Origin of the sequence: Salipiger bermudensis, from assembly GCF_020171625.1 — a bacterium.
In the GTDB taxonomy this organism is placed as follows: domain Bacteria; phylum Pseudomonadota; class Alphaproteobacteria; order Rhodobacterales; family Rhodobacteraceae; genus Salipiger; species Salipiger bermudensis_B.
This window is the reverse complement of the sequence record NZ_JAIUZY010000004.1, coordinates 56,725-71,009: the sequence shown is the minus strand read 5'-3', so window position 1 is coordinate 71,009 and position 14,285 is coordinate 56,725. Positions and strand designations below refer to the sequence as shown.

Here is a 14,285-nt window from a genome sequence, read left to right as displayed (position 1 = left end):
CTGTCGTCTGCGCGCGCGGCTCAGTCGGCGGAGCAGTCGGAAACGCGGCTTGCGAGGTCCTCGATCAGCGCCGGGTAGAATCCCGCACCGGGCTCCAGCGCCATGCCGAGCGGATCAAGTTCGGCCACCTTCACGTCGCTGCCTTCGGTGACTGCCTCGATCAGCCGGGGATCGAACTGCGGTTCCGCAAAGACGCAGGTGGCGCCGGTCTCGGAGATTTCGTTGCGCAGTTCGTCGAGCCGCGCGGGGCTCGGCGCGGTGGCGTCCGAAAGCTGGATGGCGCCGAGCACGTTGAGGCCGAACTCCTCCTCGAAATACTGGTAGGCGTCGTGGAAAACCACGAAGCGGTCGTCCTGCGTGCCGTCCAGCCGCTCGCGCGCGGTGGCGACGGCGGTGTCGATCTCCGACTGTGCCGCCTCGGCATTGGCGCGGTAGGTCTCGGCATTCTCGGGATCGGCCTCGGCCAGCGCCTCGGCGATCACGCCGAGCCAGGCGCGGGCATTGGCGGGCGACAGCCAGACATGCGGGTCTTCGGGGCCGTGGTGGTGCCCGTGATCGTGCCCGTGGGCCTCGGCGTCGTGGCCCTCTGCGTCGTGATGGGCCTCGTCATGGCCTTCGTGATCGTGCTCGTGTTCGGCATGGTCATGGTTATGGTCATGACCGTGCTCTTCGTGGTCATGGTCCGCATGGTCATGGTCATCATGATCGTGCTCGTCGTGCGCGTGCTCGTCATGGTCGTGCCCGTGCTCGTCGTGCCCCGCGTGATCGTGATCGTGCTGGAACAGCGCGCTGTCGCGCGTGGCGAGATGCGCGGTGACCCCGGCGTCGAACAGCGCCAGCGAGGTCGCGCTGCCGGCAATGGCCTCGATCTTGCGGCCGATGCCCGGTGTCAGTTCGGAGCCGATCCAGATCACCAGATCCGCATCCTGCAGGCTGCGTGCCTCCGACGGGGTCAGCGCGTGGTCGTGCGGCGAGGCGCCCTGCGGCACCAGAAGCCCGGGCGCCCCGAGATCGCCCATGACCGAGGCGGCCAGCCCCTGCACGGGTGCGATATCGGTGACCACGTTGGGCACCTCGGCGCAGAGAGGGCTGGCGAGGAACAGCGCGGGGAGGAACGGTTTCAGCATCGTCTTTGCCTTGTTACAGTATAACATCATGGGCTTGATACCGGCCACGCTATAACATATCAAGCAGGTAATTGATGGAGGCCGCCATGGACGCGCTCGGGTTTACCCACCACGATCACCAGCATTGCATCTCGCACGCCATTGGCGCTGCCGAGGAGGCCTGCGCCGAGCAGGGGCTCCAGCTCACCCCGCAGCGCCGCCGGGTGCTCGAGATCCTGCTCGAGGAGCACCGGGCGATGGGCGCCTACGAGCTTCTCGACGTGCTGCGCGCCGAGGGGATCGGGGCGCAGCCGCCCACCGTCTACCGGGCGCTGGATTTCCTCGTGAGCAACGGCTTTGCGCACAAGATCGAGCGGCTGAACGCGTTTGTCGCCTGTGCCCATCCGGGCGAGCGTCACGCGCCCGCCTTCCTGATCTGCTCGGACTGCAAGGCGGTGGCCGAGATGCCCTCGCGCGAGATCGCGCAGGCGGTGCGCAAGGCCGCCGGCACGCTCGATTTCGAGGTGGCGCGCATGGTGATCGAGGCCGAGGGGCGCTGCCCGGACTGCCGGACCGCCGCGGCATGACCCTGATCGAGGCGCAGCGTCTCGAGGTGACGCTCGGCAGCCACAAGGTGCTGAGCAACGTGGACTTCCACGTCGACCCCGGCGAGATCGTCACCATCGTGGGGCCGAACGGCTCGGGCAAGTCGACGCTGCTGCGTCTGCTGGTGGGCGCCCTGCGCCCCGATGCCGGCAAGGTGATCCGCAAGCCGGGTCTGCGGCTGGGCTATGTGCCGCAGAAGCTGATGATGGATCCGACCCTTCCGATGGACGTGATGCGGTTCCTGTCCCTGCCGAAACGCGTGCCCGCGTCCGAGCGGCAGGCGGCGCTGGACGAGGCCGGGGCGGGGGCGCTCGGAGACCGGCCGATGGCGGCGCTCTCGGGCGGGCAGTTCCAGCGCGTCCTGCTGGCGCGCGCGCTGCTCGAAAAGCCCGACCTGCTGCTGCTCGACGAGCCGACGCAGGGGCTCGACCAGCCGGGCTCGGCGGCGTTCTACCGGCAGGTTGAGCAGATCCGCGAGCAACTGGGCTGCGCCGTGGTGATGGTCAGCCACGAGCTGCACGTGGTGATGAGCGCCTCGGACCGGGTGGTGTGCCTGAACGGCCATGTCTGCTGCCAGGGCCACCCCGAGGTGGTGGCGCAGGCGGCGGAGTACCGTGCGCTGTTCGGCACCGGCACCGCCGGCGCGCTGGCGCTGTACCGGCACGAGCACAGCCACCGCCACGATGCGGGCTGCGATCACGATCACGATCACACCCGTGACCACACGCACGCGCATCCCCGGTCGGAGGCCCACTGAATGCTCGACGATTTCCTCGTACGTGCCGCGCTGGCGGGGCTGGGCCTTGCGCTAGCCGCGGCGCCGCTCGGCTGTTTCGTGGCGTGGCGGCGCATGGCCTATTTCGGCGATGCGACGGCGCACGCGGCCATCCTCGGCGTGGCGCTCTCGCTGGCGCTGGCGCTGCCGGTGGTCATGGGCACGATGGTCGTGGCGCTGCTGATGGCGCTGCTGGTGGGCGCGCTCACCGACCGCGGGCTGGCGATGGACACGGTGCTGGGCGTGCTGGCGCACAGCGCGCTGGCCCTGGGCCTCGTGGCGGTGACCTTCGTTCCCGGCGTGCGGCTGGACCTCTCGGCCTACCTGTTCGGCGACATCCTCGCGGTAACCAAGACCGACCTCGCGGTGATCTGGGCCGGGGCGGGCGCGGTGATCGCGCTGATTGCATGGCGCTGGCAGGCGCTGCTGACGGCCACGGTCTCGCCGGATCTGGCTTATGCCAGCGGGCTCGACCCGCGCCGCGAGCAGCGCATCCTGACGCTGGCGCTGGCGCTGACCGTGGCGGTCGCGATCAAGGTGGTGGGGGCGCTGCTGGTCAGCGCCATGCTGCTGATTCCCGCCGCCGCCGCCCGGCCTCTCGCCCGCAGCCCCGAGGGCATGGTGCTGATCGCCGCCGGCATCGGCGCGACGGCGGCGCTGTCCGGCCTCTGGGGCGCGTTCGTGCTCGACACGCCGGCGGGCCCGTCGATGATCAGCGCCGCGGCCCTGCTGTTTGCCGTCACCAGCGCGGGGCGTTTCCTGAAGAAATGAGCGCGGCGCCCTTGGCGGGGCGCGGCGATTCGCGGCCCCGCGACGGGGGATGACGACCGCTCATGAGGCAGGGAAACCCTGCGTTCAGGCGCCGTAATCTGCGAGGGGGAGGGTGGTACCGCCTTCCCGGTTCGAACGGGAGACCTCTTGATCCACAATCAAGCGCTCTAACCTACTGAGCTAAGGCGGCACGTTGGGGGGAAATACCGTCGGCTCCGGAGGATTGCAAGTCAAAATCCCGAGCTTGTTTAGGTGATCAGAGCGGGCGCTCCCAGACCTGCTCGACCAAGTCTTGACCGTAGCTGCGGACCGGTGTCGACCGGGTGCAGGCAAAGCCGGTCCGGGCGTAGAGCGCACAAGCCGCGCGGTGGCTCTCATGCGTGGCAAGCACCGTGCGGCGGTAGCCGTGCCCCCGGGCGAAGCCCATGCAGGTCTCGAGCAAGCGGCGGCCCTGACCGCGGCCGCGCATCTCGGGTTCGAGCAGGAACAGGCGCAGACGCGCGGTGCTGGTTTCTTCGCGGACGCAGAAGATGCTGCCGAGCCGCCGCGCTCCGTCGCGCAGGACCCAGCCCCGCTCGCAGGAGGGGTCGTGCGACGTTTCGAAATTCTGGAGGGCAGCATCGACCACGATCGGGAAACTGGCATCGAAGCCGTTTTCGGCGGCGTAGAGCCGGCCATGCGCTTCGACCAGCCAGTCGTGATCGGCGGCTGTGTAGACGGTGATCTCGGGCAGGGGCGCGGTGGTCATGGCAGCACGGTTCCACCGCTTGGCTTGCAAATCAAGCCCGCCGGGGCTACCTCGCTGGGATGCCGCGCGGGCTTGCGCGGCCAGACGAGGACGAGGCCATGAGTATCAATACCGAACGCGACATCGAAGCCAACCTGCAGATCGGTCCGACGGATCAAGCCATGGTGCGGATCTTCGTGGCCGCGGGAGACTCCGAGATCCCGATGGATTTCGAACCCGAGGAGGCCGAGGAGATCGCAGAAGAGATCCGCGCCGCCGCCGCGGCCGCGCGCAAGATGAAGGGCCGCCGCTAAGGCCCTGAAACGAGGCCGGTCTAGCCGATCCGGCCATCCAGCATCGCGCCGGGATCGCGCAGCGCCTGCAGCCGCTTGGCGGCGTGCAGCGCAAAGCGCCGGATCAGCGCGTTGCGCCGGGCGCCTGCGAGCTTGCTCTCGGGGCCCATGCGCAGAATCTCCGCATCGTAGGCATCGGCGATGATCAGACCGGTGCCCTCGGGCAGAAGGTCGGTCGGGAACGCCTCGTCCACCGCCCAGAAATAGCGGTCGCACCAGTCGAGATAGCCCTGCCACTTGCCGTCCGACATGAAATCGGCGCGGCTGCTCTTGCACTCGATCACCCAGATTTCGCCCTTCGGCCCCAGCGCCATCACGTCGACGCGCCTGCCGCGCTCGGGGACGAACTCTTCGACGACGGCGAAGCCGTGCGCGCCAGAGAGGTGACGGCACACGCCGCGCGCCAGAAGCTGGCCGGGCATCAGGGCGGGATCGGTATGGATGGTCATGGCGCAAGTATGAACAATGCGTGAACAAAGGCAAGCACTTGCCCGCTCACTCTTCCTTGAGCGCCGGAAGCTCCTAACTTGAAACAAATGGGCTTACGGGAGACGGGCGTATGAGTGACGACAGGACGGGCGACGAGACGGGGCTGCCCCGGCATCAGGCGCGGCGCGTGCGCCATGCGCGTGAACTGCAGGACCACCTGAACTGGCTCGACACATTCTCCGGCACCGCGCTTGGCGTGCTGGCGGTGGCGTCGGGGATTTACACCTATCTCGGCGTGTCCTCGCTGCTCGACGACAACGGCGCGATGACGGTGTTTGCCGCCATCGCCTATAGCATCGCCGTCTCGGTGGGGATCTTCGTGTTCTGGTCCTACCTCATGCGGCTGTTTCCTGCGGTGCGCACGGCGCGGGCGCGGATCGGCCTGCTGGGGGCGATGGGGCTGGGCAGCCTCGCCATCGTGGCGATGTCGTCGTGGCTGAACGCCGCCGCGCTGGCGGGCTCGGCGGCGATCGAGCAGCACCTTGCCAAGACCGTTCAGGACTACCAGTCCTCGCTCGAGCGCACGCACGAGATCGCGCTGTCGGCACAGGCGCTGGAGCGCGACGTGGCGCGGGTGCGCCAGAGCTTCGAGGATCTCTCCGAGCAGGAGGCGCAGGGCACGCTGTCGGGGCTGGCCGGGCGCGGTGCGGTGTTCCGGGTGCTGCGGCAGAAGGCGGCGGAGCTGTCGGCGCTCGAAACCCAGATTGCGGGCCAGACGCCGCTGGTGCAATCGGCCTTCACCGAAGGCAACACCATCCTGTCTCAGATGCGGGCGCTGACGGTGGAGCCGGGCCCTGTCGAGGCGCGCTCGGTCGAATTCTCCGAGGCGGCGGTGCAGTTGCAGGGCCTCATTGCGCAGCTGCGGCAGCTTTCGGTGGCGCCTCTGGTGGAGCGCGCGGCGCAGGATCTCTCGGCCTCGGTGGTCTTGCCCGAACTCGACGGCAGCACCGAGGAGATCCGTGGCAACCAGACGGCCACGATCGACTCGGTGCTCGAGGCGCTCGCCAGCCGGGCGGCGACGCTCGAGCAGGCGGCGCGCGAGGTCATGGCGATGACGCCGGCGGCCGAGGTGACCTACACGCCGGTTTCGGCGGCGGATGCGGTGATCCTCTACGCCCGCAACTTCGTGCCGTCCTGGGCCGGGGCCATCGCCATCGACCTGCTGCCGGCGGTGCTGGTGCTGATCCTTGCCGTGACGCAGGCGGCGATCCGCGAGAACCGCGAGGATGCCGCCATTGAGGACACCATGACGCTGAGCGAACTGCGCTCGGCACTCGCGGCGCTGCGCGACGTGGAAACCGACATGTCGCGAATGCCGGAGGTGCGCGACCGGGCAGGGGACGCGACCGATGATTTCCCCGAGAGGACGGCGCGGCCGGTCTCGTCCGAGGCTGCACAGGCCGAGACGCCCGAGCCCGCGACACCCCGGCCCGAAACGGAGGTCGCGCGGCTCAAGGGCGCGGGCAACTGATGCGCGGGCTGACGGTCGGGCGGGTGCTGACCGGCATCCTTGCCTTCCAGATCATCATCGGGGCTTTTCTCGTGCTGGGCGACATGCGGGCCAACGGCTTTCGGCTGCCCGGTATGACCCCTTCCGCGCCGCGCCTGTCCGAGCCGGTGCGCCCGGGCGATCAGCGCCGGGTGTTCGAGCCGTCGCGCCAGCGCCCGCCGCTGAACCCGGCGCGCGACGCGGGCGACCTGCCGTCGCGGCTCACCCTGACCGAGACCGGCAGCGCTGGTGAATGGCGGCTCGAGGGGACCATCGCTCCGGGCGACGGCGCGCGGCTGATCGGGCTGATCGACGAGGCCGACCCGGCGGTCGATACGCTGGTTCTGCAAAGCCCCGGCGGCTCGGTGGGCGATGCGCTCGAGCTTGGCCGCCACCTGCGCGAGGCGGGGATCAACACACGGATGCTGCGCGGCGAGATCTGCTACTCGGCCTGTCCCTACCTGCTTGCGGGCGGCGCGGCCCGCGAGATCGAAGAGGGCGCCTCGGTCGGCGTGCACCAGCATTACTTCGGCAAGAGTATTATCCTGCCGGCCTTCGTGGCGGTCGAGGACATCCAGCGCGGGCAGGGCGAAGTGATGATCTATCTCGAGGAAATGGGCATCGATCCCCTTGTGATGAGCCACGCGCTGACCACGCCATCGGACGAGATCTACCTGCTGCTGCCGGAAGAGCTGGAACGTTACAATTTCGTGACAAACGCCGACGCATGATTTTGTGGCTGGCCCTTGCCGAACGGGCCGGGCGCGACTATCTCGCGGTCAGGCGGGTTCTGCCCTTCTCGTGCATGGTTGCATTCCGGTGGCCTTAAGCAATTCCGAGGGAGTTGGCTCTGTCCGGGCCCTGGTCCGGTTACCTGACGCCCACCTGTATATACAGGTCCTCGGGAATGAGATAACCCCACGGTTGGCGTGGTTCCCGCCGCTTTCCCCCACATTCGGTTCGCGCGTCTGACGCGATGGTCTCCGACGCCGCTGTCGCGTTGCGCCATGAGGGGGCCGTGTGCAGCGATGAAACGGTGGCCTTGGCCTTGCGGCACGCCTCTGGCCCCCCAGGGCAGTGCGGCGCGAACGGCGCACGGGGGACAAGCCGGGCAATCAGCTTTTTTCGTCGTCCGACGAGCGGTTGATCTCGGGGTCGTTGTAGTCGTTGGGATCGTAATCCACGGGATCGTAGGCTTCTTCGTGCTCGGGGATCCCGGTGACATGCGTCGTCCCGGTTTCTTCGTTGTAGACCAGCCCGTAGCTGGCGCGACCTTCGGTGCGGTATCGGAGGTATTCGTGGATGCAGGCGTAGAGAAAGGCCAGTGCGAATGGCACGATGATCAGGAAGGCGATCGTCTGAGCTTGCAAGAAGGAAGTCCTCTTCGTTGTGATCGAACGATTGGCGATGGACGGCTGCGGATGTCGCGCACTGCGCGCCGCGGCCGGCGGGATCATAAGACGCGCGCACCGGCACCGTAGGACAAAACAACGTTACCAAACTGTCATGGTTCCTGTGTAAGGCCAATAACGCAGGGCCAGAACAGACAAAAGCGCCCCTTGGGGCGCTTTTTCCGTCTTGCGATCCGGGAAGGCTGTCGGCGCAGGCTCAGGGCCGGCGGGGCGACAACCGGCTGCGGGGCGCCTGATCCACCGGCACGCGCACCGGCTGATAGTCGAGCACCATGTCGCGCTTCCCGCCCGAGGGGGGCGTGCCGTTGTCCTGCATCCGCATCACCGAGATGGCGAACTGCACGCTGGCGAAGACCAGACCGTTGAACAGCCACAGCAGGAATACCGCCAGCAGGCCGGCCTCGGTATGGGTGACGAGATGGTAGAGATTTGCGACGTTCTGCCAGAGCAGGATGCCGACGAACACGGTTGCCAGGCCGAAGCCGGCAAGGACCTGCTGGATGTACAGACGGATCAATCGGGGCATTTCGAAGTCTCCTTCCTCTCAATGCAAGGTATCGCACATAAGACCGATGGCAAGCGCAAAGCGGCTCTCGAAACCGTGACATAAGGAAGTTGGGACGCGCGCGTCAGATTTGCAAGCGGCGCGCTGTCGCAGGTGGGCCGCGTGCGTCGGGGCACGATTTTCGTCGAAACATCCGACGGGAACTGGCCTTTGCATCGTGTTAGACCAGTTGAGCAGAATTCGAGACAATCGAACGAGAGGTTTCATGCACCGAGGTTGCGCCTATCGCCCGTCATGGCTTGCAGGGTTTGCCATGGCGACCGTCATCCTGTCGTCCTGGGGAGGAGACAGCAGCGCACAACAGGCCGGAGGCGCCCCGGGTGGGCGCGAAACCGAGGTCGGGGTCATCACGCTGGAGCGCGAGGCGGTGCCCTTCACCACCACGGTGCCGGGCCGGGCCACCGCCTATCAGGAGGTGGACATCCGCCCGCGCGTGGGCGGGATGATATCGGAGATCATCTATGAAGCGGGCCGCCCGGTCGCGGCTGGCGATGTGCTCTTCCGCATCGAGGACGACACCTACCGCGCCGATGTCGCCTCCGCGCAGGCCGCGGTCGATCTGGCGCAGGCCTCGGTCGATGCGGCACAGGAAACGGTCACCCGCTACGAGAACCTGCTCGGCACAGGCATCACCGCCGAGAACATGGCCACCGCGCGCGTCTCCCTGAAGCAGGCCGAGGCCGACCGCAGCTCGGCGGAAGCGGCATTGGAAGTGGCGCGTCTCGATCTCGAGCGCACCGAGATCACCTCGCCGATCTCGGGATTTCCCAAGGTGCCCACCGTGTCGGTCGGATCGCTGGTGACCGAGAACCAGACCGATGCGCTCACGACCGTCACCCGGCTCGATCCGATCTATATCGACGTGGCCGAATCGAGCCGCCGCGTCGGCGAGATCCGCAACCGCTTCGACAGCGGCTCGTTGCAGCGCGGCGACCGGTTGGAGATCAATCTTCAGCTCGAGACCGGCGACACCTATGCCAGCGAGGGCGAGCTCGTCTCGCCCGGCACCACCGTCTCGACCACCACCGGCACCACCGCGATGCGGCTGCGCTTCGACAATCCCGAGCGCCGCATCCTGCCGGGCCAATATCTGCGGGTCGACATCACGCTTGGCACGATGCAGGCGATTCTGGTGCCGCAGGGCGCCACCTCGCGCGCGTCGAACGGCGAACTGACCGCCTTCGTCGCGGTGGATGGCATCGCCCAGAGGCGCGTGCTCGAGGAGCAGGGCAGCCACCGCAATGCCTGGGTGGTGACCGACGGGGTCGAGACGGGCGAGAGCCTGATCGTCGACGGCCTCAGCAGTCTGCAGGACGGCGCGGCGGTGCGCACGGTCCCAGTCACGATCTCGGAGGATGGGGTCGTCACCGAGATTCAGGGCAGCACGGACGGGGACTGACACAGTGGGACTTTTCTTCATCCGCCGTCCGGTCTTTGCCTGGGTGCTGGCACTGATGACCATGCTTGCCGGGGCGTGGTCCTTCCTCTCCCTGCCGGTGTCGCAATATCCCGACATCGCCCCGACCACGGTGCGCATCTCGGCCAGCTATCCCGGCGCCACCGCCGAGGCGGTCGAGAACTCGGTCACCCGGGTGATCGAGGACTCGATGACCGGGCTCGAGGGCATGATCTACATGACCGCGCAATCCTCGCAGGGGTCGGCCTCGCTGGCGCTGACCTTCGATGACAGCGTCGATCCGATCGATGCGCAGAACGAGGTGCAGACCAAGGTCAGCCAGGTCGAGCGCCAGCTGCCCTCGGCGGTGCAGAGCCAGGGCGTCAGCATCCGCCGCTCGACCTCGTCAATCCTGCTGGTGGGCGCGCTCGTGTCGACCGATGGCGCGCAATCGACGCTGGAGCTCGGCGACATCCTGACCGAGACCGTCGAAGGCCCGATCCAGCGCACCAGCGGCGTGGGCGGTGTCAGCATCTTCGGCTCGGGCTATGCCATGCGGATCTGGCTGAAGCCGCTGGCGCTGGCGCGCTACCAGCTCACGCCGTCGGACGTGGTCGCGGCGGTGCAGAACCAGAACACCACCGTGTCTGTGGGCTCGCTGGGAGAGCAGCCCACGGTAAGGGGACAGCAGTTCACCGCCACCGTCACCGCGCAGAGCCAGCTCACCGGCGTGGAGCAGTTCGAGCGCATCCTGCTCAAGACCGAGGAGGATGGCGGCGCCGTGCGGCTGGCCGACGTGGCCGATGTCGAGATCGGTCAGGCGAGCTATGGCGGCGGCTCGCGCTTCAACGGGCTCAACGCCGCGGGCTTCGGGGTGAACCTCGAGACCGGCGCTAATGCCGTCGACACCGCACGCGCGGTCAAGGCGACGATGGCGCGGCTCGAGAACACGCTGCCCGAGGGCGTCGCGTTCCGCATCGCCTATGACACCTCGCCCTTCGTTGAGCTGTCGATCGAGCAGGTCTATCACACGCTGATCGAGGCGGTGGTGCTGGTCTTCCTCGTGCTGATCGTCTTCCTGCAAAGCTGGCGCGCCACGCTGATCCCGTTGATCGCGGTGCCGGTGGTGCTCGCGGGCACTTTCGCGGTGCTTTACGCGACCGGGTTCACCATCAACACGCTGACCATGTTCGCCATGGTGCTGGCCATCGGCCTGCTGGTCGACGATGCCATCGTCGTGGTCGAGAACGTCGAACGCATCATGGACGAAGAGGGGCTCCCGGCGCGCGAGGCCACCAGGAAGAGCATGGGGCAGATCACCTCGGCGCTGCTGGGCATCAACGTGGTGCTGGCGGCGGTGTTCCTGCCGATGGCCTTCTTCGGCGGCTCCACCGGCGTCATCTACCGTCAGTTCTCGATCACCATGGTCACGGCGATGACCCTGTCGCTTCTGGTGGCGATCATCCTGTCGCCGCCGATGTCGGCCAAGCTGCTGCGCCCGCGCGACGAGATGATCCGCTTCGCACCGGCGCGATGGTTCAACCGCAGTCTCGACCGGGTCACAGATGTGTATGGGCGGGGCGTCAAGCAGAGCCTGCGCGCGCGGGTTCTGATGCTGGGCGCTCTGGCGCTGGTGCTGGGCGGGGCGTGGTGGCTCAACGACCGGCTCGAAAGCTCGTTCATCCCCACCGAGGATCAGGGTGTTCTGATCACCATGGTGTCGTTGTCGGAAGGCGCGACCTCTCAGCAGACGCTCGAGACCGTCAAGGAGGTCGAGGCCTATCTGCTCGAGGAGGAGGGCGACGCAGTCGAGGCGACCTTCGCGGCGCTCGGCTTCGGCTTCGGCGGCAGCGGGCAGAACAGCGCGATGGTCTTCGTGAAGCTGCGCGACTTCGAGGCGCGGCAGAACGATCCCGCGCTCTCGGCGGCCAATGTCTCGGCCCGCGCCAATGCGCGCTTTGCCGGGCACCGGGCGGGACGGGTGATGATCATGCAGCCCCCCGCCATTCCCGGCCTCGGCAACACCGGCGGCTTCTCGATGTACCTCATCGACCAGGCCGGCAACGGCCCCGAGGCGCTCAAGGCGGCGGCCGAACAGCTTGTGGCGCTCGGCGCCGAGAATGCGCGGGTCACCAATGTCGATGCCCGAGGCACCGAGGATGACAGCGCCCTGCGCATCGACATCGATCAGGAAAAGGCCGAGAGCTTCGGCGTCTCGCTGTCGGCGGTGAACAGCATGCTGTCGGTGATCTTTGCCGGCTCCGAGGTCAACGACTTCGTGCTCGGCGCCTCGCTGCGCCCGGTGATCGTGCAGGCCGCGCCGGAGCACCGGATGCAGCCCGAGGACATCATGAAGTGGTACGCGATCAACGACAGCGGCGAGATGGTGCCGTTCTCGGCCTTCATGACCACCGACTGGGAGCCCGTCGCGCCGTCGCTGCAACGCTACGGAGGCACCGCGGCGCTGGAGGTTTCCGGCTCGGCGGCCAACGGCGTCAGCTCCGGCGCGGCGATGGACGCGATGGAGGAGATGGTGGCAAGCCTCGATGGCGGCTATGGCAGCGCCTGGACCGGGATCAGTTACCAGGAGCGGCAGTCCGGCGATCAGGCGCCGTATCTCTACGCAATCTCGGCGCTGGTGATTTTCCTCGCCCTCGCAGCGCTTTACGAGAGCTGGTCGATCCCGTTCTCGGTCATGCTCGGGGTGCCGGTCGGGGTTCTCGGGGCGTTGCTGGCGGCCTGGGCCTTTGGCCAGTCCAACGACGTCTACTTCAAGGTGGGCATGTTGACGACCATCGGGCTTGCGGCGCGAAACGCCATCCTAATCGTCGAGTTTGCCGAGGAACTGCGCCGGGGCGGGCGCTCCATCGTGGAGGCGGCGGTTGAAGCGGCGCGCCTGCGGCTCAGGCCGATCCTGATGACCGCGCTGACCTTCATCCTCGGGGTGGTCCCGCTTGCCACGGCCAGCGGGGCAGGGGCCGCGGCCCAGAATGCCATCGGCATCGGGGTGATTGGTGGCATGATTGCCTCAACTTTTGTCGGGATTTTCTTGGTCCCTGCCTTTTATGCTTTAATCATGCAATTACTGTCCGGAAAGCCTTCCAGAGTATCGAGCAGATGACCCCGAAAAAAACAGCCCTACTTTCCCTCGCACTGGGACTCGCGGCCTGCACCGTCGGGCCCGACTATCAGGCTCCGAAACAGACGCTCGCCGTGTCGTTCGCCGAAGGCAACGCCCAACCGATCGGGCAGGCGACCCAGCAGTACTGGTGGCGCGCCTTCAACGACGCGACGCTCAACGATCTGGTGCAGACCGGTCTGAACCAGAACCTCGACATCCAGACCGCGATCGCGCGGGTGGCAGAGGCGCAGGCGGTGGCCCGGACCACCGGCCTTCCCAGCCTTGTGAGCGGCAACCTCTCGGCGCAGCGCACCGTGTCGGGCAGCGACATGGTCGACAACAGCGCGGCCAACTCCGGCTCCTTCAATCCGGCGATCGTGCTCGACCTGTTCGGCGGCGAGCGGCGCTCGCGCGAGGCAGCACTTGCCTCGCTGCAATCGGCCGAGCTGAGCGTGGGCTCGGCGCGTCTGGCCTACCTGTCGTCGCTGGTGACCAACTACATCGACATGCGCTACTTCCAGAACGCGCTCGCGATCAACCGTCAGACCATCGAGACCCGGCGCGACACGCTTTCGCTGGTGCAGAGCCAGCGCGAGGCCGGCGCCGCCACCGCGCTTGACGAGGCACAGGCGCAGGCCAGCCTCGACGCCGATCTCGCGGCACTGCCGACGCTGGAGGCCGGCTTCTATGCCGCGACCTACGCCATCGCGACGCTTCTGGCACAGCCGGTTCAGACCATCGAGGACCGTCTCGAGCGTGGAGCGGCCCAGCCGCGCCCGGCCTCGGGCGCCGATGTCGGCGTGCCCGCGGATCTGGTGCGCAACCGCCCCGACGTGCGCGCCGCCGAGCGCAAACTCGCAGCCGCCACCGCCGAGATCGGCATCGCCGAGGCGGCGCTTTACCCCTCGCTGACGCTGGGCGGCACGATCACCCGCACCGAAGGCTTCGACTCCTGGACCTACGGCCCGTCGGTGCTTGTGCCGGTGCTGAACCAGCCGGCGCTGCGGGCGTCGCGGGACCAGCAGATCGCACAGGCCGAGCAGGCCGAGCTGCAATGGCGCTCCTCGGTGCTTGACGCCGTCGAAGAGGTGCAGAGCGCCCAGTCGAGCTATCTGCGCAACCGCCGCGCGGTCGCGGCCTACCAGCGCAGCGTCGTGTCGAACGAGCGCGTGGTCGAGCTGTCGCGCGAGACCTATCGCGGCGGCACCACGACCCTGCTCGACCTGCTGACCGTGCAGCGCTCGCTCTCGAGCGCGCGCCTGACGCTGGCCTCGAGCGTGCGCGATCTCGCCACCAGCTGGGCATCGCTGCAGGTCGCCGCGGGCAAGGGCTGGGCGTTTCCCACCGCCACGCGGACCGTCGCCCGCGACAGCTGAGCCGCATCGCTTCGCCCATCATAAGCCGGGCGAAGCAGGCCGAACATGAATGAGCCGCGCCCGGGTATCCCGGACGCGGCCCTTTCTTTGTGCACGTGG

The 14,285-nt window shown here is 67.7% G+C and carries 14 protein-coding genes and 1 tRNA gene; 9 read left to right on the top strand and 6 right to left on the bottom strand.

What is annotated here, in order from left to right; all coding sequences use genetic code 11:
• Nucleotides 1-20: 20 nt before the first annotated feature.
• Nucleotides 21-1,127: a zinc ABC transporter substrate-binding protein gene (locus LCM15_RS06900; RefSeq protein ID WP_224854766.1), complete on the bottom strand. Its 1,107-nt coding sequence runs from the start codon at nucleotides 1,125-1,127 to the stop codon at nucleotides 21-23.
• Nucleotides 1,128-1,213: 86 nt separating this feature from the next.
• Here LCM15_RS06900 and LCM15_RS06895 point away from each other — a divergent pair, with 86 nt between their 5' ends.
• Genes LCM15_RS06895 through LCM15_RS06885 form a run of 3 tightly spaced genes read left to right on the top strand, consistent with a single transcriptional unit; the run spans nucleotide 1,214 to nucleotide 3,258 of the window.
• On the top strand, nucleotides 1,214-1,693 hold the full coding sequence (locus tag LCM15_RS06895) for a Fur family transcriptional regulator (RefSeq protein ID WP_224854764.1): 480 nt from the start codon (nucleotides 1,214-1,216) through the stop codon (nucleotides 1,691-1,693).
• Nucleotides 1,690-2,469, top strand: a complete 780-nt coding sequence (locus LCM15_RS06890; RefSeq protein ID WP_224854762.1) for an ATP-binding cassette domain-containing protein — start codon at nucleotides 1,690-1,692, stop codon at nucleotides 2,467-2,469. Before LCM15_RS06895 ends, LCM15_RS06890 begins: the two co-directional genes overlap by 4 nt.
• The gene (locus tag LCM15_RS06885) at nucleotides 2,470-3,258 is read left to right on the top strand and encodes a metal ABC transporter permease (RefSeq protein ID WP_224854760.1); all 789 of its coding nucleotides are present in this window, start codon (nucleotides 2,470-2,472) and stop codon (nucleotides 3,256-3,258) included. It abuts the gene before it with no gap.
• Nucleotides 3,259-3,371: 113 nt separating this feature from the next.
• Here LCM15_RS06885 and LCM15_RS06880 read toward each other — a convergent pair.
• Both LCM15_RS06880 and LCM15_RS06875 read right to left on the bottom strand, forming a co-directional pair.
• Nucleotides 3,372-3,448 (bottom strand) — tRNA-His (locus LCM15_RS06880).
• 66 nt (nucleotides 3,449-3,514) lie between these two features.
• Complete coding sequence (locus LCM15_RS06875) at nucleotides 3,515-4,006, bottom strand: GNAT family N-acetyltransferase (RefSeq protein WP_224854757.1); 492 nt, start codon at nucleotides 4,004-4,006, stop codon at nucleotides 3,515-3,517.
• 98 nt (nucleotides 4,007-4,104) lie between these two features.
• Between LCM15_RS06875 and LCM15_RS06870 the strand changes: the two genes are divergently transcribed.
• On the top strand, nucleotides 4,105-4,299 hold the full coding sequence (locus LCM15_RS06870) for a DUF6324 family protein (protein WP_224854755.1): 195 nt from the start codon (nucleotides 4,105-4,107) through the stop codon (nucleotides 4,297-4,299).
• Between the two features lie 20 nt (nucleotides 4,300-4,319).
• Here LCM15_RS06870 and LCM15_RS06865 read toward each other — a convergent pair whose 3' ends face one another.
• Nucleotides 4,320-4,787 (bottom strand): MmcB family DNA repair protein, encoded by a 468-nt coding sequence (locus LCM15_RS06865; RefSeq protein WP_224854753.1) that lies wholly within the window; start codon nucleotides 4,785-4,787, stop codon nucleotides 4,320-4,322.
• Nucleotides 4,788-4,897: 110 nt separating this feature from the next.
• Between LCM15_RS06865 and LCM15_RS06860 the strand changes: the two genes are divergently transcribed.
• Nucleotides 4,898-6,298: a hypothetical protein gene (locus tag LCM15_RS06860; protein WP_224854751.1), complete on the top strand. Its 1,401-nt coding sequence runs from the start codon at nucleotides 4,898-4,900 to the stop codon at nucleotides 6,296-6,298.
• Entirely contained in the window at nucleotides 6,298-7,047 is a 750-nt protein-coding gene (locus tag LCM15_RS06855; protein WP_224854748.1) for a hypothetical protein, read from the top strand. The genes LCM15_RS06860 and LCM15_RS06855 overlap by 1 nt, the downstream gene beginning before the upstream one ends.
• A 384-nt stretch (nucleotides 7,048-7,431) precedes the next feature.
• On the opposite strand, the gene LCM15_RS06850 is transcribed toward LCM15_RS06855, so the two are convergent.
• Both LCM15_RS06850 and LCM15_RS06845 read right to left on the bottom strand, forming a co-directional pair.
• Nucleotides 7,432-7,686, bottom strand: coding sequence for a hypothetical protein (locus LCM15_RS06850; protein WP_224854746.1), 255 nt, complete (start codon nucleotides 7,684-7,686; stop codon nucleotides 7,432-7,434).
• Nucleotides 7,687-7,924: 238 nt separating this feature from the next.
• Nucleotides 7,925-8,254 carry a hypothetical protein gene (locus tag LCM15_RS06845; RefSeq protein WP_224854743.1) on the bottom strand — a complete coding sequence of 110 codons (330 nt, stop codon included), beginning with the start codon at nucleotides 8,252-8,254 and terminating at the stop codon, nucleotides 7,925-7,927.
• Nucleotides 8,255-8,546: 292 nt separating this feature from the next.
• Between LCM15_RS06845 and LCM15_RS06840 the strand changes: the two genes are divergently transcribed.
• The 3 genes from LCM15_RS06840 to LCM15_RS06830 are packed head-to-tail and all read left to right on the top strand — an operon-like array spanning nucleotide 8,547 to nucleotide 14,186.
• Nucleotides 8,547-9,692 (top strand): efflux RND transporter periplasmic adaptor subunit, encoded by a 1,146-nt coding sequence (locus LCM15_RS06840; RefSeq protein ID WP_224854741.1) that lies wholly within the window; start codon nucleotides 8,547-8,549, stop codon nucleotides 9,690-9,692.
• A 4-nt stretch (nucleotides 9,693-9,696) separates the two neighbouring features.
• Nucleotides 9,697-12,810 carry an efflux RND transporter permease subunit gene (locus tag LCM15_RS06835; protein ID WP_224854737.1) on the top strand — a complete coding sequence of 1,038 codons (3,114 nt, stop codon included), beginning with the start codon at nucleotides 9,697-9,699 and terminating at the stop codon, nucleotides 12,808-12,810.
• Nucleotides 12,807-14,186, top strand: coding sequence for an efflux transporter outer membrane subunit (locus LCM15_RS06830; protein WP_224854735.1), 1,380 nt, complete (start codon nucleotides 12,807-12,809; stop codon nucleotides 14,184-14,186). The genes LCM15_RS06835 and LCM15_RS06830 overlap by 4 nt, the downstream gene beginning before the upstream one ends.
• Nucleotides 14,187-14,285: the final 99 nt, after the last annotated feature.

What these genes read in the sequence shown, in the direction of transcription:
- LCM15_RS06900 (WP_224854766.1), bottom strand. Translation starts at nt 1,127, where the DNA reads ATGCTGAAACCGTTCCTCCCCGCGCTGTTCCTCGCCAGCCCTCTCTGC.
- LCM15_RS06895 (WP_224854764.1), top strand. Translation starts at nt 1,214, where the DNA reads ATGGACGCGCTCGGGTTTACCCACCACGATCACCAGCATTGCATCTCG.
- LCM15_RS06890 (WP_224854762.1), top strand. Translation starts at nt 1,690, where the DNA reads ATGACCCTGATCGAGGCGCAGCGTCTCGAGGTGACGCTCGGCAGCCAC.
- LCM15_RS06885 (WP_224854760.1), top strand. Translation starts at nt 2,470, where the DNA reads ATGCTCGACGATTTCCTCGTACGTGCCGCGCTGGCGGGGCTGGGCCTT.
- LCM15_RS06875 (WP_224854757.1), bottom strand. Translation starts at nt 4,006, where the DNA reads ATGACCACCGCGCCCCTGCCCGAGATCACCGTCTACACAGCCGCCGAT.
- LCM15_RS06870 (WP_224854755.1), top strand. Translation starts at nt 4,105, where the DNA reads ATGAGTATCAATACCGAACGCGACATCGAAGCCAACCTGCAGATCGGT.
- LCM15_RS06865 (WP_224854753.1), bottom strand. Translation starts at nt 4,787, where the DNA reads ATGACCATCCATACCGATCCCGCCCTGATGCCCGGCCAGCTTCTGGCG.
- LCM15_RS06860 (WP_224854751.1), top strand. Translation starts at nt 4,898, where the DNA reads ATGAGTGACGACAGGACGGGCGACGAGACGGGGCTGCCCCGGCATCAG.
- LCM15_RS06855 (WP_224854748.1), top strand. Translation starts at nt 6,298, where the DNA reads ATGCGCGGGCTGACGGTCGGGCGGGTGCTGACCGGCATCCTTGCCTTC.
- LCM15_RS06845 (WP_224854743.1), bottom strand. Translation starts at nt 8,254, where the DNA reads ATGCCCCGATTGATCCGTCTGTACATCCAGCAGGTCCTTGCCGGCTTC.
- LCM15_RS06840 (WP_224854741.1), top strand. Translation starts at nt 8,547, where the DNA reads ATGGCGACCGTCATCCTGTCGTCCTGGGGAGGAGACAGCAGCGCACAA.
- LCM15_RS06830 (WP_224854735.1), top strand. Translation starts at nt 12,807, where the DNA reads ATGACCCCGAAAAAAACAGCCCTACTTTCCCTCGCACTGGGACTCGCG.